Genomic DNA, 15,434 nt, shown 5'->3' on the forward strand with positions numbered 1-15,434 from the left:
GTCGAAGAAGCGAGCCATGCTTTCAGTTCGCGACCTCATCGGGACGCCGCAGCTGGCGACCCGATCCCTCACCCCGGGAGTGGGCGAGTCGCGGGCAGTGCGCTGGGCGCACGTGTGTGAGCTCAGCGAGCCCTGGGAGTGGATCGGAGGCGGTGCACTCGTCATGACCACCGGCCTAGCGCTGCCGTCGGACGCCGCCGCACAGTGCGCCTACATAACCGGAATGGCCAAGGGCGGCATCGCGGGTCTCGCCATCGGTGAGCGCATGTCAGCTCCCCCACTCACTCCCGAGCTGCTGGCCTGCGCAACAGCGCTGGACTTCCCCATCTTGGAAACCGCCCACGACACCCCGTTTGTAACGCTGGCTATGGCCGTGGCCGAAGCGCAGAATAAAGAGCGGCACGAGCGCGTACAGCTCACCGAGCGGCTCTACCGCTCGCTCCAGTCACATGTGACGACCGCAGATGTTGAGCACCTCCTCATCGAACTCGGGGAGATTCTCGACGGCAGCCTGCGCATCGACTTCGGGGCTTCAGATGCAACTCGGGATCGCGTCACCCTGCACCCGGATCAGACTCTCACGCTTCCGCTCGTTGGGCCGAGACGCGGAGCGCTTCGATATGTGCCGCGCATCCCTGGGGCGCTCGACTACTCAGTGTTCCAGCACGCGGCGGCGATCGTGAGCGGTGTACTTGCCATGCATATGGTGGGGAGCCAGCAGCGCCAACTGCACGGCTCGATTCTCCTCGGCAACCTGCTCGACGATGCGATCTCGGATCGAACGGCACGCGAGCTCGTCTCTGGTCACGGCATCCAGGCACCATTTACGCTTGCTCTCTGGTCAAAGCGCGTCGAGCCCGGCGATCTCGAGAAAGTGGGGTATCGCTTCGAGGCTGCGAGAATCCCTGTCCTTCTTACTGAGAAAGAGGGCTTTCTCGTACTGCTCGGCAGCAGCACGCCGGAACTCATCGAGATCCTCGAGGCGGTTGCCCCACTCGACGGCCAGATCGCAGTGGGCGATCCGTTCGAAGAGCTCGAACATCTCCGCGAGACCTGCAAACAGACCCGGCTCCTGCTGTCTGTGTCTTCCGGCTCACGCGGCAGAGTCGTCCGGATGTCTGATCGCGCTCTCGCCACACCGTTCCTGCCGAACAACAGCGGATCACGTCAGGTCCACGTGGAAGAAATCCTCGGCGGACTCTTTGCCTATGACGCTGAGCACCGTACGCAGCTTGTCTCGACGCTATTCGCCTTCCTTGCGGAAAACCGCAGCTGGGTGCGCGCCGCCGAGCGGTTGGGACTTCACCGGCAAACCTTGATTTCGCGGATTGCGCGGGTCGAGGAGCTCACCGGCCACCACCTCAGCAATATGAACGACACAGCAATCCTGTGGTTCGCGCTGCAGTGCGCGGTCGAAGAGGGCCTACTGGACCCGCTGTCGTAGTCCGCTCCACCTCATACGATTGTCTGCCATTCTTGGCACAATGCGACAGAATGCCGGCAGACGCACCGGCACTCGGTGACTTACGCTGTGGACGCGTTCCCCACGGAATGCCGCTCTCACCAGCTGACGCAACGACGCATCCAGGAGATTTCCATGGCAGTTTCACCCACCCAAGTTCACGCGTACATCGACGGCGAGTGGCGCGACGGGAGCGCCGCACGACAGCGCTACACGGCAGCGCTTGACGGAGCTGACCTCGGTGATTTCGCGGTCTGCACGCCGGCTGATGTCGACCTCGCCGTTGCAGCTGCCCGAGCTGCTCAGGCCGACTGGGCCGCGGTGCCGCTGCTCGACAAGGTCGACCTGTTCTATCGCGCATACGAGATCTGCAGCGCGAAGAACGAGCCGATTGCGCAGGCGATCAGCGCTGAGATGGGAAAGACCATCGCGGAATCTCGTGAGGAGATGGTCGAGTATGCGTGGGGCCACTTTCGGCGCGCTGCAGAAGACATGCTCCGTTTCCGCGGCCAGACCCTCCCGAACAGTGAGACCCGCACGAACACGATGCGCACTCAGGTAGCGCACTACCCGCTCGGCGTTGTCGGGGTAATCTCCCCCTTCAACTTCCCTGTCGATATCCCTGCGATCGGGATTACCTACGCACTCATCGCCGGGAACACGGTGGTGTGGAAACCTTCAGAGGCGTGCCCCGGCAGCACCGCTCTGTACGCGGAGATCTTCGCGGAGGCGGGGTTCCCACCGGGCGTCTTCAACTTCGTTCCTGGCTGTGCTGACGCTGGGGAACGGCTCGTTGAGCACGACGACGTCAACGGCATCTTCTTCACTGGGAGCACCGCTGTCGGCAGGAAGATTAGCGCGAAGTCCGGGCTGAAGCGACTGCTGCTCGAGCTCGGAGGCAACGGCCCGATCATCGTGCACCAGGACGCCAACATAGAGCGCGCAGTTGAGGCCACGATCACCGGGTGCTTCTACATGGCCGGGCAGGTGTGCACGGCGGCGGAGCGAGTGCTCGTCCATGCAGACGTGCACGACGCGTTCGTCGCGCGACTACTGGAGCGCACTCAGGAACTCACACTCGGCGACCCACTCTCAGAGAGCTCAGACATGGGACCGCTCTGCAACGATGCGACGCTCTGCAAAGTCGAAGCACACATCGCAGATGCTCGCGAACGGGGTGCGACGATCCATCAGTTTCACGAACAGCACGGCCGGCTCTACCCACCAACGGTTCTCACCGGCGTGACGCCCGAGATGCGGATCGCTGCCGAGGAAACGTTCGGCCCCGTCGCACCCGTCATGGTGTACCACGAACTCGACGAGGCGCTGCGTATTGCCAACGAGACCGAGTTCGGTTTGAACGCCGCAGCGTTCACTGAGAACATCCGCGATTCGTGGCGGTTCATCGACGGGCTCCAGCACGGCACGGTGCTGATCAACGAGACCACGAACTACTGGGACCAGTTGGCCCCGTTTGGTGGCACGAAGGCGAGCGGCATCGGCCGCGAACTGTCAACCGACGCGCTGCTCTCATTCACTGAAAAGAAGACCATCGTCTTCAACGTCGCGTGACGCACTCGCGCACCCCACAGAAAAGGAACGCCAGCATGAGCACTTCAACGGCGAAGAGCGACACCGGCCTTATCAGCAAAATTGAAACCCGTTCCATTGACTATGTGCCGCTGCGTGAACGGTCTGGACGGCTGAGCGACCAGGCGACGATCTGGTTCGGCGGCAGCGCACACCTGCTCAGCCTGGCAACGGGGGCGATCGGTATCGGAATGGGGCTCAACCTCATTTGGACGCTCATCGCGCTCGCCATTGGTACGGTGCTCGGCACGATCCCGGTCTCAGCCCACGCAACACAGGGGCCGCACCTCGGACTGCCCCAGATGGTACAAACGCGACCACAGTTCGGCCGCTACGGAGCGCTCTTCATCTGGGGCATCGCGATCGTGGTCTACTGGGGCTACGTTGTGCTCGGCAATAATCTGCTCGGGGCAACGGCGGAACAACTCGGCTGGGGCGATGCACCGCCCTGGGCTGTGATCTTCGGTGTGGTCTCGATTGTGCTCGCGGTGTTCGGTTACCACTGGCTGCACGCTGCGCAGCGCGTGATCACCATCGCTCTCGTGGTCGTGCTCGCCGTGTACGTGTTCGGTCTCGCAATCGGCGGGCACATCCCGGCGAGCACCCTCGCGCTCGGAGAGTCGTTCGACCTCGCCGCGTTCCTCGTCGTAGTGTCTGCCTCGTGCGCGTATCAGTTGTCATGGGCATTCTTTGTTTCCGACTATTCGCGGTACATGCCCCCAACCACGAAGCGCTCGGCAATCATCGGTGTCACGAGCTCCGGCCTGTTCTTCGGAGTGTTTTCGTTCGAGGCCGTCGGCGCGATCTGCGCGGCACTGCTGCCAGGTGAGTCCATCACCGCGAGCCTGGCCCACACTGGCGACCTCGTGTTCCCCGGGCTCGGGCCGATCCTACTCATTGTTGGCGGCGCGGGCCTCCTGGGCCTCATGGCAATGTGCGTCTACGGCGGCTCCCTCACCCTCATCACCGCGATCGACAGCCTCCGCTCAATCGACCCCACCCGCAAGATCAGAGTTGTCACGATCCTCATTGTTGGCGTCACCGGGACCATTGCTGCCGCAGTGCTTCCGGCTGACTTCTTGAACACCAGCTTCGCGACTATCCTGGCGGTCCTTGCGTATCTGATGGCACCGTGGACCTCGGTGAATCTTGTGGACTTCTTCCTGGTGCGACGAGGCAACTACTCAATCCGTGAGATGTTTGCCAAGGATGGGATGTACGGCCTCTGGAACTGGCGAGGTATCACGGCCTACCTGCTCACATTCCTTGTCATGATCCCGTTCATGTATTTGAGCTTCTTTCAGGGGCCCATCGCCGTCGCTCTCGGTGGCGTGGATATTGCATTCTTCGTCGGGATCCCTGTGGGCTGCGTGATCTACTGGCTGCTTTGCCGCGGCATGGATCTCGACCGCGAACGGGAGATCATTGCCGAGTCGGATCAGGATCTGGAGCGCATCGCAGCCCCAATCGAGTAGTCACCTTTGCCCTGGATCCTGGCCGTTCGTACCTTCGTACGAACGGCCAGGCGAACTGGGTGGGATCGTCTGCTGCATAGCCACCAGGGACCCGGATATCCTGGGCGAAACGGGGCAACGCAGCGCCAGAAGGAGTACAGATATGCAGTCGGTCGACGTTGTAGTCATCGGAGCCGGATTTGCGGGGCTGACTGCCGCGCGTGAGCTGGGGAACGCAGGTCTTTCGGTCCTCACACTGGAGGCGCGGGATCGGATTGGCGGCCGCACCTGGACCGATCACCGTCTCGGCCACGACCTCGAACTGGGCGCGAACTGGGTGCACTGGGTGCAACCGCACGTGTGGGCCGAAATGACTCGCTACGGCCGGGAAATGATCCGCAGCCCTCGTGCCGAAGAGGCGTACTGGCGCAGCCGTGAGGACGGGGTGCGACAGGGCACACTCGAAGAGTTCATGGACCTGATCGAAGAGGGCCAACAGGAGCTCGTCAAAGACGTCGCAGCGGCAATCCCGCGCGGCACTGAGCCCACCGTCGGTGCGATTCAGGAGCTCGATCGCCGCAGTATCCAGGATGGCCTCGACATGCTCCGGCTGACCCCCGAGGGGCGCGTCGCAAACGAGGCGGTCTGGGTGGGCCACGTCAACGCCCCGCTAGACCAGGTCGGGCTTTCGAGCGCGCTGCGCTGGGTAGCCGCAACCGGCGGCCACTGGGAACTGATGCACGAGGCATCCTCGACCTATCGCGTCGTCGACGGGATGCGTACGTTCACCGATCTCATCGCCGCCGATGTGCCGGGCGAGATCCGCCTCAACACTGTCGTGACCGCTGTGACTCAGCTTGGAGACACCGAGGATGACGCGGCCGGGGTGATCGTCGAAACGGCTGACGGCACCCAGATCCGGGCCCGCCGCGTGGTCAGCACGCTCCCGGTCAATGCGATTACCGAAATCACATTCACCCCGGAGCTGCCAGCGGCCTGGCTCCGCCAGCACGGGGAGACCGTGGCCTCTCAGGGCACGAAAGTTTGGATGCGCGCGGCAGGACATGTGCCGCGGTTCTTCGCGTACGGTAGCCAGCACGACGCACTCTCAGTGCTGAAAGCCGAGTTTTATCTCAGTGATGAACATGGCGACTACACGATCCTCGTAGGCTTCGGGCCCCAGCACACGCGCATCGACCTCGACGACGTCGCGAGCGTGCAGTCCGCAGTCGACCGGCTACGCCCCGGCCTCGAGATCACCGAGGTCACCGCGCACGACTGGATGACCGACCCCTTCGCGCAGACCACCTGGATGACCCACCGGCCACGCCAGCTCACCCGCGATCTGCTCGAACTGCAACAGCCAGCCGGGGCCGTGCACTTCGCGACGACGGACAACGCGAACCTCTGGGGTGGCTTCATCGACGGCGCGATCGAGAGCGGCCTCCGCGAGGCCAAGCGGGTGAAGGACGCACTGCTGGAGCGCCCCTAGGCACGGCGGGCGTGGGGGCAGCCAGTCAGGGCCCCCACGCACCCCGCTACGCCTCGTGGATCACGCGCCCCTCAACGACGGTGAGTCGGATCGGGAGCTCAGGTAGCTCGTCCGGTGACGCCGCGACCGGGTCGGATGCCCACACGGTGACGTCGCCGACTGCGCCGACAGCAAGCACGCCACGATCCTTGTGGCCGCGCGCACGTGCTGGCCACAAGGTGTATGCGAGCACCGCTTCTTCGCCGGTGAGCTGCTGTGAAGGCTCGAACACGTGCGCAGTCGGGTCACCGGGAGTGTGCCGACCCCGGGCCCACGCCATGCCGAGACGCGGGTCGTACTGCGCAACAGGCCAGTCGGAGCCGAGCGTCAGCTCGACGCCAGCGTCGAGCACATCACGGACCCGATAGCCGGTCGCTTCTCGCTCCGGACCGAGGCGCACCGTCCAGTTGTCGCTGTGATCGGCGGCGCGCCACTGCATGTGCAGCGGCTGCATTGATGCAGTCACGCCGGATCCGCGCAGCTGCTCCACGTCTTCATCGGAGAGCACTTCGAGATGCTCAATCGAGTGGAACGGCACACCCGATCGCTCGGGCAGCGTCGCATACACGTCGAGCACGCGGCTCACCGCGAAGTCGCCGACCGCGTGCGTCGCGATGAGCAGACCGGCGTCGTGATAGGCACGCACCACTTCGCCATAGCGTTCCCAGGACGGCCAGAATGGGACCTTGCCGTCGCCGCACGCGTCTACGGTGTGCAACCACGCGGTGCCGGTGTCGATCACGCCGTCGCTGAAGAGCTTGATCGCTCCGGTCTGCCACAGTCGCCCCGCCCGGTCTTTCCCCGCGATCACCCGTGCCACATCGTCGTCGGTATCGCCAACGGCATGCCAGTGATGCATCGTGACGCGATGATCGAGTTCCCCGCGCTCCTCGAGTTCCGCGAGCAGTTCGACCGTGCGATCTTTCCCATCCATGATCGCGCCGCCGGTCAGGCCGACCGCTGCGAGCCTGCGGAACATGTCTCGCAGACCATCTCGCTCGACCTCGTGCGAAGGTGAGGGCGCAGCGTCGAACAGCAGGTTATACGCCGTCGGCTCGCGCAGTTCACCGGTGGGATGACCGGCAGCATCGACGACGATCTCACTCGCGTCAGCAAACTCCCGTGCACCGGTGATGCCAGCTGCGGCGAGCGCGGCTGGCGTCGCCAGTGCGGTGTGCAGGTCGTAGCAGATGAGGGCAACCGGGCGCCCCGGCGCAGCCTCGGCGAGCACCTCACCGCGCAGGCCAGTCTCTTCGAACGGCTCGTACTCAAGGTTCCAGCCGCGCACCCAGGCACCTTCGGGGAGCCTGGCATGCTCCGCTGCAATCGCAGCGCGGATCTCGGCCACGCTCTCAAGCCCTCCGAGGTCGATGCCAGCGGTGACCTCCGCCGCCCAGTGCGGATGGGTGTGAGAATCAAAGAAGCCGGGGGTGACCGTTGCACCGGCGAGATCTCGCACCGGGATCCCTTCAGCCTCGGCGGCGGCGCGAACTGTCGCGTCATCGCCGATCACCGCGATCCGGCCGTCCCGGATCAAGAGGGCGGTCGCTGTCCCGTCAGTGGCGGTGTTCGTGCGCAGCTGCGCCCCAACGAGCGCGAGAGCGCCTCCGAGCTGTGCCATGCTGTGTCCTTTCAAGCTGTTCAATTCAGTGCCGCCCAATTGAGCTGTGCCCTCTGCGCGGCGTCGTTGCGGCCCCAAAGCGGCGCGGGTTCCAGTGCGCTTGGTAGACGGGATCAACCGTTTCCCCGGCGATGAGCGCGGCAAGGTATTCGCCCATAAACGCAGCGTACTTGAAACCCTCGCCCGAGTCGCCGCAGGCGAGCACAACGGTGGGGTGGGTCCGACCGATCACGAAGTCACCATCACCTGAATCGGTCCACGTGCAGACTTGCGTACCGAGCACCTGCGGAGTGATCGCAGTGAGATCGCGGGCGACCCGGGTTTGGATCTGCGCGGTGCGCGCTGGCAATTCCGAGCGATCGAGATCGTCTCCCAGCGTTCCTCCCGCGAGCGGGCGGAGCGGGAGGTCGAGGCCGACCTTATAGCCGGCCGCCCCGTTCGGCATTGCATAGATTCCGGCTGTGGCTTCCGGACCGCCATCGACGGGGCAGTCAACGAGGCTTGGAAGGCTCGGCGCCGGAGGGTGCATTCCGGGATTGCCAAAGTAGACCACCTGCTCGATGTACGGGGTGAGCGGGAGCTCGAGCTCGAGCCCCGGCAGGAGTTCCGCGGTGCCAGGACCCGCAGCGATGAGGACCTGATCTGCGGTGAGCACTGCGTCCGCGTGGTCCCCCGATCCGGAGCTGACCCGCACACTCGCGGAGTGTTCGCCCGGTGTTACCGCGGTGACCCGGGTCTCCGCGAGATACTGCCCGCCTGCCGCGATGAAGGCGCGCAGTGCACCCTGCAGCAGGCGCTCAGCGTGCACGACACCAGCCTGCTCGACGTACAGGGCGTTGCGCCCGTCTGGGCGGAGCCCTGGGAACACCTCTCCCACGCGATCCGCAGCAACCGCCTCGCCATATTCTCCGATCGAGATGAGTGCTGCCGCGACCGCGGGTAAGGATTCCGTGTCACGCCAGAGCAGCCCTGTGTGCGCGAACACAGGCTCTCCCAGCCGCTCACCGAGCCGCTCGAGTGCGTCACGCGCATCACGCAGTGAACGTGCACGCCACTCCAGCGTATCTGCGAGGCGCCACAGCCTCGTTGTTCCCCCGTTCGAGGCCGACGGCCCTCCGGGGGCGAAGCGCTCGACCAGGGTGACCGCTACTCCCCGGTCTTGCAGGCGCAACGCGGCAGGGAGCCCCCAGGCGCCCCCGCCAACGACGATCGCTGTGCCGCCCACCGCCTAGTCCTGGATCGTGGTGTAGTGCTTGCGGAGCGGTTCGTGCACGCGCCAGGTTCCCGTCCAGCCGGACGGCATGATCATCACGTCGCCCGGGCCGAAGTCTTCCGGCGCTTCTCCCGCGACGTCAACGGTGACGCTGCCGCTCAGGATCGTGCAAATCTCCGTGTAGCCAATGCGCGCCGCGGTGAAGTCACCGGTGGTGCACTCCCACAGGCCGGTCTCAATGCGGTTGTTGGGTCCGCCCTCCCACGCTGTGAGCGAGGCCTCGGTCAAGTCAGCGGTCACCGCGGTGGGCTTTGCTGCGTGCGCGCCGAGGTCCGCAGCCGCAGTGTTGTGCACCGCGAGAGTGGGGATCGTGGTCATGAGTTCTCCTTGGAATACGGGGGTGCGGGTGTGTGTCTCAGGCCGGGTCAGCGCCGGAACAGGGCCGATTCTGAATCAGCGCGGATCAGGACCGTCGCGGATCAAGATCAGCGCGGATCAGGAACGGATCAGAATCAGTGGCGACCGGTGATGACGTCGGCGACGTGCGCGATAGGTGAGGTCTTCTCGCGGCCGGCGAGCTCAGTTCGGTCGGCAACGCCGTAGGCCGCATACAGCCCCTTCGTGGCGATCCAGCGCAGCGGCTCAGGTTCCCACTTGCGCACACGGTGATTGACCCACGGGAGGCCTGCGATCTCGCTGTTGTTGTCAAGGATGAGGTCTGCGATCGTGCGTCCGGCAAGGTTCGTGGAGGTGACGCCGGTGCCCACGTAGCCACCACCCCAGGCGATCCCGGTCTCACGGTCAAGGCCGACGGTGGCGGCCCAGTCACGTGGCACGCCGAGCACACCGGACCACACGTGATCGATCGCGGCATTGCGGGTAGCGGGGAAGAAGCGGTGGAGGATCTCGCTGAGCGTGTCAACGGTGGCCACGGCAGTCTGGCCGTCGGTATCAGTCTTCGAGCCGAAACGGTACGGGACACCGCGACCGCCGATCGCGATCCGGTCGTCTGCCGTGCGCTGGGCATACATGTAGACGTGCGCGAAGTCGCCGAGCACTTCGCCGTTGCTCCAGTTGAGCTCATCCCACACCGAGGCGGCAAGCGGTTCAGTAGCAATCAGCGAGGAGTTCATGGGGAGCCAGAGGCGGTGCAGCCCCTTGAGGTTGGCGGTGAAACCTTCGGTGGCGCGCACAACATACTGCGCGGAGACGGTGCCGTGGGTGGTGCTGACCCGGTGCGGGGCAATCTCGACGGCGCGCGTGCGCTCGTAGATCTCGACTCCGAGCCGCTCCACCGCATCTGCGAGGCCAGCGGCGAGCTTGGCGGGCTGGATTCTGGCGGAGTGCGGGTGCCACACGGCCGCGCGAGTATTCGCGACGTTGATCTTCGCCTTCGCTTCCGGCGCCTCAAGCAGCTCGAGATCGGCGTACTTCCATTCGCGCTCGGCTGCCGCAAAGGCCCGGATCCTCGACTCCTGCGCCGGAGTGTAGGCAACGTTGAACTCGCCACCCTTCTTGATGTCTGCGTCGATGCCCTCGGCGGCGGCCACTCGAATGACCTCGTCCACAGTCTCATTCATCGCGCGCTGGAACCGTTCCGCAGCGTCGCGCCCGTGCGACTTCACATATTGTTCGCGGCCACCAGTGATCGCAGCGGTGAGCCAGCCACCGTTGCGGCCAGACGCACCGTAGCCGACGTGACGCTGCTCAACGATCACGATGCGCAGATCCGGCTGCGCCTGCTTCAGGTAGTACGCGGTCCACAGCCCGGTGTACCCGGCGCCGACGATCGCGACGTCCGCCGTCAGGTTGCCTGGAAGTTCTGGCCGCGGCTTCGGGGCACCGATCTGTTCCCACCAGTGCGACACATTGCCATTGATCATGATGCTTCTTTCTGTATTCAGACGAGAGGAACTGGAGAGCGAGGTTCACGCTGCAAGCGTGGCGACCTGCTCCGGATGCCAGGCGAGTTGGGCCGGAGTGTTGCTGCCCGTGAGCCAGTCGAGTTCTTCGACGCCTCGGATCACGCCTGCAACCGGATCAGCGAGGCCTGGGTTCTCAAGCACAATTTCATGTTTCCACCCAGAGCCGAGATACACCGATTGCCGGATCGTTACTGGCACGCTTTGCATCCCAACCGGCACCGCTGTTGCCGAGGCGAAGAGCTCACCATGTTCGGGCCGCACGACGGCAAATCCGCCACCAGACGCAGCAGGGACCATCGTTGATTCGCCGATGAACCCAGCGACAAAGAGTGATGCGGGCCGCTCGTACAGTTCTTTCGCGGTGCCAACTTGCTCAATCCTGCCGTCATTGAACACCGCAATTCGGTCTGACAGCGTCAGTGCTTCCTCCTGATCGTGTGTCACGAACACGAATGTGCGCCCGACCTCGCGATGAATGCGGCGCAGCTCAAGTTGCAGCCGTTCCCTGAGATTCTTGTCGAGAGCGCCAAGTGGTTCATCGAGCAGGAGCACCTTGGGCTGGAACACGAGGGCGCGCGCCAGGGCGACGCGCTGTTGCTGGCCGCCGGAAAGCTCAGCGGGGTAGCGGTCAGCGTAGCCGTTGAGGCCAGCGGTATCGAGGGCTTCCTGCACCAGCCTGGACGTATCTGATTTTGACGTCTTACGTCGCGCGAGGGGGAAGGCCACATTGTCGAAAACACTCATGTGAGGGAACAGCGCGTAGTGCTGAAACACGATCCCAAGGTCCCTCTTATGGACGGGGACATCGGCCATCTGCTTGCCGTCAATGCGCACGCTTCCGGTCGTCAGGTCCGTGAACCCGGCGATCAAGTTCAGCGTCGTCGTCTTTCCGGATCCGGACGGGCCGAGGAACGTCATGAACTCACCGGGCTCCACCGTGAGCGTGACATCGTCGAGTGCGATCGACTTGGGGTAGTGCTTCGATACGCCGTCAAGACGGATCTCAGCGCCACGGTTACTTTGCTCGGGCACGTGTATTCCTTCCGGAGAGAGTGAGCCCCACAACGACCAGAGCGGTCGTGATGAGGAGGATCACGGTGGCCGCGGCGGCAAGCGTCGGGTCCGTGTCCCTCGTGACGCTTGAGTACATGAGCACGGGCAGCGTGTTGAGGTAGGGGCTCTTAATAAAGAGTGAAAGCATGACCTCGTCGAATGAGGTGACAAACGCGAAGAGGGCGCCGGAGATCATGCCGGGAACGATGTTCGGAAGCGTCACTCGCATGAATGTCGTAAAGCGATTCGCACCGAGGCTCATCGCAGCGAGTTCCAGACGCGAGTCGAACCCGGCGAATCCAGCGGTAATCGCTACGACGGTGAACGGGAGCGCCAGCACCGTGTGTGCGAACACGAACCCCAGGAGAGTGCCCACCAGCCCAGCTTTGAGAAACACTGCGTAGAGACCGATCGCCACCACGATTCCGGGAACAACCATCGGCGACAACAGCCCAAACGTGAGACCGGCAATGAGCTTCTTGTTGGCCATCTGGCGCAAGCCGAGAGCTGCCAACAACCCCAGCACTGTTGCGAGTGCTGCGACCAGCAGACCGATCAGTAGCGAGTTCCCCAGTGCCGCAGTCCACTGCGGATTCGTAAAGAACGATTCGTACCACCGCCAGGACCAGCCCGTCGGCGGGAACACGAGTGATGCCTTGTCAGTAAAGCTCAGTGGGATCACGATCAGACTCGGTGCGACGAGCCAGATCGATACGAGAGCCGCAACGGCCCAGAGGATTCCCTTGGTGACGGGATGAGTCTTCAGCATTACAGCACCTTCACTTTGATGCCCTTGCGGCTACTCAGCCGCGCGATCAGAGCGATGATCCCGAGCAGGATCACGGTGATCACTAGCAGGATCACACCGAGCGCACCGCCTCTCCCCCACTCGAGCAGACCGGAAACCTGCGCATAGATGGATTGCGCCAGCATGCTGTCAGACGGTGAGCCAAGGAGGGCGGGTGTGACGTAGAACCCGAGGGCTTGAATAAACACCAGAAGTGATCCGGCTGCGACGCCAGGCATACTCAACGGCACGAACACCTTGAGAAAGGCCACCGAAGGGCGTGCGCCCAGAGATCGCGCTGCGGTCACGAGTCGCAGATCAATTCCGCTCATGACGGCATACAGCGGGAGCACCATAAAGGGCATGAGCACGTGACTCAGGCCGATGATGACGCCAGTATTTGTGCGCAGCAGCTCAAGCGGGCCAATACCGATTGCTCCGAGCAGCGAGTTCACGACACCACCGTCTTGCAAGAGCACGATCCACGCGAAGGTGCGGATCATGAGAGAAGTCCAGAACGGAATGAGAGCAATCACCACGAGCACGGTGCGGGCCTTCGCGCTCACGATCGTCATGAGGTAGGCGTAGGGATACGCGAGTGCCAGACAGATCACAGTGGCAAGCAGCGCGTTTCCGAAGGTGCGAGCGATCACTCCGAGGTTATTGGGGTTCGTCAGTGCCCAGGTGTAGTTTTCCAAGCCGAGCGTCGGTTCGCTGAAGCTGCGCCACACGCTCTCAAGAAGCGGATACGCGAACACCCCGATGAGGAGTGCGTAGGCGGGCAGCAGCAGGAGCCACGCCCGACCGGAGGGGCGCGGAGCCTTGGGCTCTCGCGCACCTCCGATCAGTGCGGTCTGAGTCATCGCTTAGCCTTGCATCCAATCGAGCCAGCGGTTCAGCTCGGTGTCGTAGTTCTTCGCCCACCAGCCAGCGTCGGTCGGAACCATCTGCTCGGCAATCTCAGGGCTGGAAGTCAGGTAGTCCTTGCCCAAGTCAGTCAGCTCCGGCTTTGCATCGGAGTGCACCGGTGAGTAGGAGGTCAGCTCAGAGAGCGTCGCCTGCTGCTTCGCCCCCAGGTAGTAATTGATGTATGCAAAGGCAGCATCCGGGTTCTTCGCGTTCTTCGGCACACTCAGCGCGTCTGCGACCACGAGCGCTTCGTTCCACACGGGTTTGTAGTTCGCACCGTTCTCGACTGCTGCGTAGCCGCGTCCGGACCACACGAGGGCCATGTCGGCCTCGCCAGACTCGATCATCTGCTGCGACTCAGCACCGGTTTTCCAGTAGATGAAGCTGTCTCGAACATCGTCGAGCTTCGAGTAGACGCGATCCATATCGAGGGGGTACAGCTCATCGGCCTTCACGCCGTCTGCGAGCAAGGCGCCCTCGTAGACGCCAGGGCCGATGTCTTCAAAGCCGGCAATGCCACGCTTGCCTGGGAACTTCTCAAGATCAAAGAAATCAGCCCAGCCCGTCGGAGCCGTCTCATACTTGTCGGCGTTGTACATGATCACGTAGCCGTACTGCATCGCGGGAACGTAGCACTCACCCACAAGGTTCTCGGGAACATTCGAGACGTCGACGATGCTCGTGTCGAGGTCCATCAAGAGGCCGTCTTCACCACACTGCATATCGGCCCAGATGATGTCGCTGTCAACGATGTCCCAGGTCACCTGCTTGCTCTCGACCTGCGCTTTCACCTTTGCATACTCGGTGGGTCCGTCATCGAGCATCGTTGCTCCGGACTCCTTCGCGAAGGGGACGGAGGCCGCTTCGACCTGCCCCTCCTGGAACACACCTCCCCATGAGGCGAGTGTGAGGGTGACTCCGTCGAGCGCATCGGCTTTCACAGTCCCAGCTGTTGCCGGGCCGTCACCAAGGTCAACTTCGACCGGTGCGCTGCCGCCCGAGCAGCCAACGAGTGTTACTGCCAGTGCGAGCCCACCAAGAGCGGTGAGCGTAGTGCGCCTTCTGTTGGTCATCTGGATCTCCTTGCGTTGGGGATAGGAATGGGGGGGGATGGTGGTGTGGGGGGGCGATCTTCCGCACTGGCAGAGGGGCCTGCACGTGGCACTCGATGATTAGTGAGGCTGATCCGAACGGTGAAACTCTTCGGCTTCAGTTGGCGGGCTATTGATCCAGAGCACCTCGGCGTCACCATCAGACTCGTTCACGATCCGGTGCGGCACCGAGCTCAAGAACTCGATCGAGTCGTCTTTGTGCATCACGTAGCGCTCAGCCCCGAGTTCAAGGACGACGCTGCCGACCACCACGATCAAGAATTCCTGTGCATTGCCGTGCGTGTAGAGGTCAGGACCGGTGCTGCCGCCGGGCGCGAAGGACCCCGCGTAGATTTCCAGGTTGCGCAATGGCTCCTGCGAGATCACAAATTTCTCAGCACCATCGAGCGGGAGCGTCGGACGCTCAGCCGCGCGAAGCACGCCACGCGTATGGCCGTTCGACGCATCAAGGAGGTGCGCAGGAGTCACGCCAAGCCCTGCAGCGATCTTGCGCAAAGACGCAACCGAAGCGTTGGTGCGTCCGTTCTCAAGCTGACTCAGAAAGCTTGAACTCACGCCGGCCGCGTGAGCGAGTGCCCGCAGGCTCATGCCGCGCAGCTCACGGAACTCGGCTACTCTCCGGCCCAGCTCTTGGTCTTCGGTCATACGGAACCCTCTTCGCTTCTTCGCGAGGTTCCCGCTTCCCATTATGGACGCAATCGTGAACACCGCTGTTCGTTTCACTGAACAAAGTGTTCAGTGAGTGCTCCCAAGGTACCCGCCTGCTGTGCGGAATGC

The 15,434-nt window shown here is 63.4% G+C and carries 13 protein-coding genes; 4 read left to right on the forward strand and 9 right to left on the reverse strand.

All coding sequences use genetic code 11. The annotated features are described in order from the left end of the window. The first annotated feature begins 16 nt into the window (after nt 1-16). The 4 genes from K1X41_RS06840 to K1X41_RS06855 all read left to right on the forward strand — a co-directional run bounded on the left by K1X41_RS06840 (nt 17) and on the right by K1X41_RS06855 (nt 5,998). On the forward strand, nt 17-1,444 hold the full coding sequence (locus K1X41_RS06840) for a PucR family transcriptional regulator (RefSeq protein WP_220175653.1): 1,428 nt from the start codon (nt 17-19) through the stop codon (nt 1,442-1,444). A gap of 153 nt (nt 1,445-1,597) precedes the next feature. Next, nucleotides 1,598-3,034: an aldehyde dehydrogenase family protein gene (locus K1X41_RS06845; protein ID WP_220175654.1), complete on the forward strand. Its 1,437-nt coding sequence runs from the start codon at nt 1,598-1,600 to the stop codon at nt 3,032-3,034. A gap of 35 nt (nt 3,035-3,069) precedes the next feature. Beyond that, nucleotides 3,070-4,527 carry a purine-cytosine permease family protein gene (locus K1X41_RS06850; protein ID WP_220175655.1) on the forward strand — a complete coding sequence of 486 codons (1,458 nt, stop codon included), beginning with the start codon at nt 3,070-3,072 and terminating at the stop codon, nt 4,525-4,527. 142 nt (nt 4,528-4,669) lie between these two features. Beyond that, nucleotides 4,670-5,998, forward strand: a complete 1,329-nt coding sequence (locus K1X41_RS06855) for a flavin monoamine oxidase family protein (protein ID WP_220175656.1) — start codon at nt 4,670-4,672, stop codon at nt 5,996-5,998. 46 nt (nt 5,999-6,044) lie between these two features. On the opposite strand, the gene K1X41_RS06860 is transcribed toward K1X41_RS06855, so the two are convergent. The 9 genes from K1X41_RS06860 to K1X41_RS06900 all read right to left on the reverse strand — a co-directional run bounded on the left by K1X41_RS06860 (nt 6,045) and on the right by K1X41_RS06900 (nt 15,302). Further along, a complete protein-coding gene (locus K1X41_RS06860) occupies nt 6,045-7,658 on the reverse strand; it encodes an amidohydrolase (protein ID WP_220175657.1) in 1,614 nt (537 codons plus the stop codon). A gap of 25 nt (nt 7,659-7,683) precedes the next feature. Continuing rightward, on the reverse strand, nt 7,684-8,883 hold the full coding sequence (locus K1X41_RS06865) for an NAD(P)/FAD-dependent oxidoreductase (RefSeq protein WP_220175658.1): 1,200 nt from the start codon (nt 8,881-8,883) through the stop codon (nt 7,684-7,686). A gap of 3 nt (nt 8,884-8,886) precedes the next feature. After that, entirely contained in the window at nt 8,887-9,249 is a 363-nt protein-coding gene (locus tag K1X41_RS06870; protein WP_132206740.1) for a cupin domain-containing protein, read from the reverse strand. Nucleotides 9,250-9,383: 134 nt separating this feature from the next. Continuing rightward, nucleotides 9,384-10,754: an NAD(P)/FAD-dependent oxidoreductase gene (locus K1X41_RS06875; protein WP_132206739.1), complete on the reverse strand. Its 1,371-nt coding sequence runs from the start codon at nt 10,752-10,754 to the stop codon at nt 9,384-9,386. A 45-nt stretch (nt 10,755-10,799) separates the two neighbouring features. Then, entirely contained in the window at nt 10,800-11,828 is a 1,029-nt protein-coding gene (locus K1X41_RS06880) for an ABC transporter ATP-binding protein (RefSeq protein ID WP_220175659.1), read from the reverse strand. Continuing rightward, entirely contained in the window at nt 11,812-12,618 is an 807-nt protein-coding gene (locus K1X41_RS06885; RefSeq protein WP_132206737.1) for an ABC transporter permease, read from the reverse strand. Before K1X41_RS06885 ends, K1X41_RS06880 begins: the two co-directional genes overlap by 17 nt. After that, the gene (locus tag K1X41_RS06890) at nt 12,618-13,499 is read right to left on the reverse strand and encodes an ABC transporter permease (RefSeq protein ID WP_133617280.1); all 882 of its coding nucleotides are present in this window, start codon (nt 13,497-13,499) and stop codon (nt 12,618-12,620) included. Before K1X41_RS06890 ends, K1X41_RS06885 begins: the two co-directional genes overlap by 1 nt. Before the next feature lie 3 nt (nt 13,500-13,502). Continuing rightward, nucleotides 13,503-14,618: an ABC transporter substrate-binding protein gene (locus K1X41_RS06895; RefSeq protein ID WP_133617279.1), complete on the reverse strand. Its 1,116-nt coding sequence runs from the start codon at nt 14,616-14,618 to the stop codon at nt 13,503-13,505. A 99-nt stretch (nt 14,619-14,717) separates the two neighbouring features. After that, on the reverse strand, nt 14,718-15,302 hold the full coding sequence (locus tag K1X41_RS06900; protein ID WP_220175660.1) for a helix-turn-helix domain-containing protein: 585 nt from the start codon (nt 15,300-15,302) through the stop codon (nt 14,718-14,720). Nucleotides 15,303-15,434 lie beyond the last annotated feature (132 nt).

The sequence above is a fragment of the Leucobacter luti genome (assembly GCF_019464495.1).
Lineage (GTDB): Bacteria > Actinomycetota > Actinomycetes > Actinomycetales > Microbacteriaceae > Leucobacter > Leucobacter luti_A.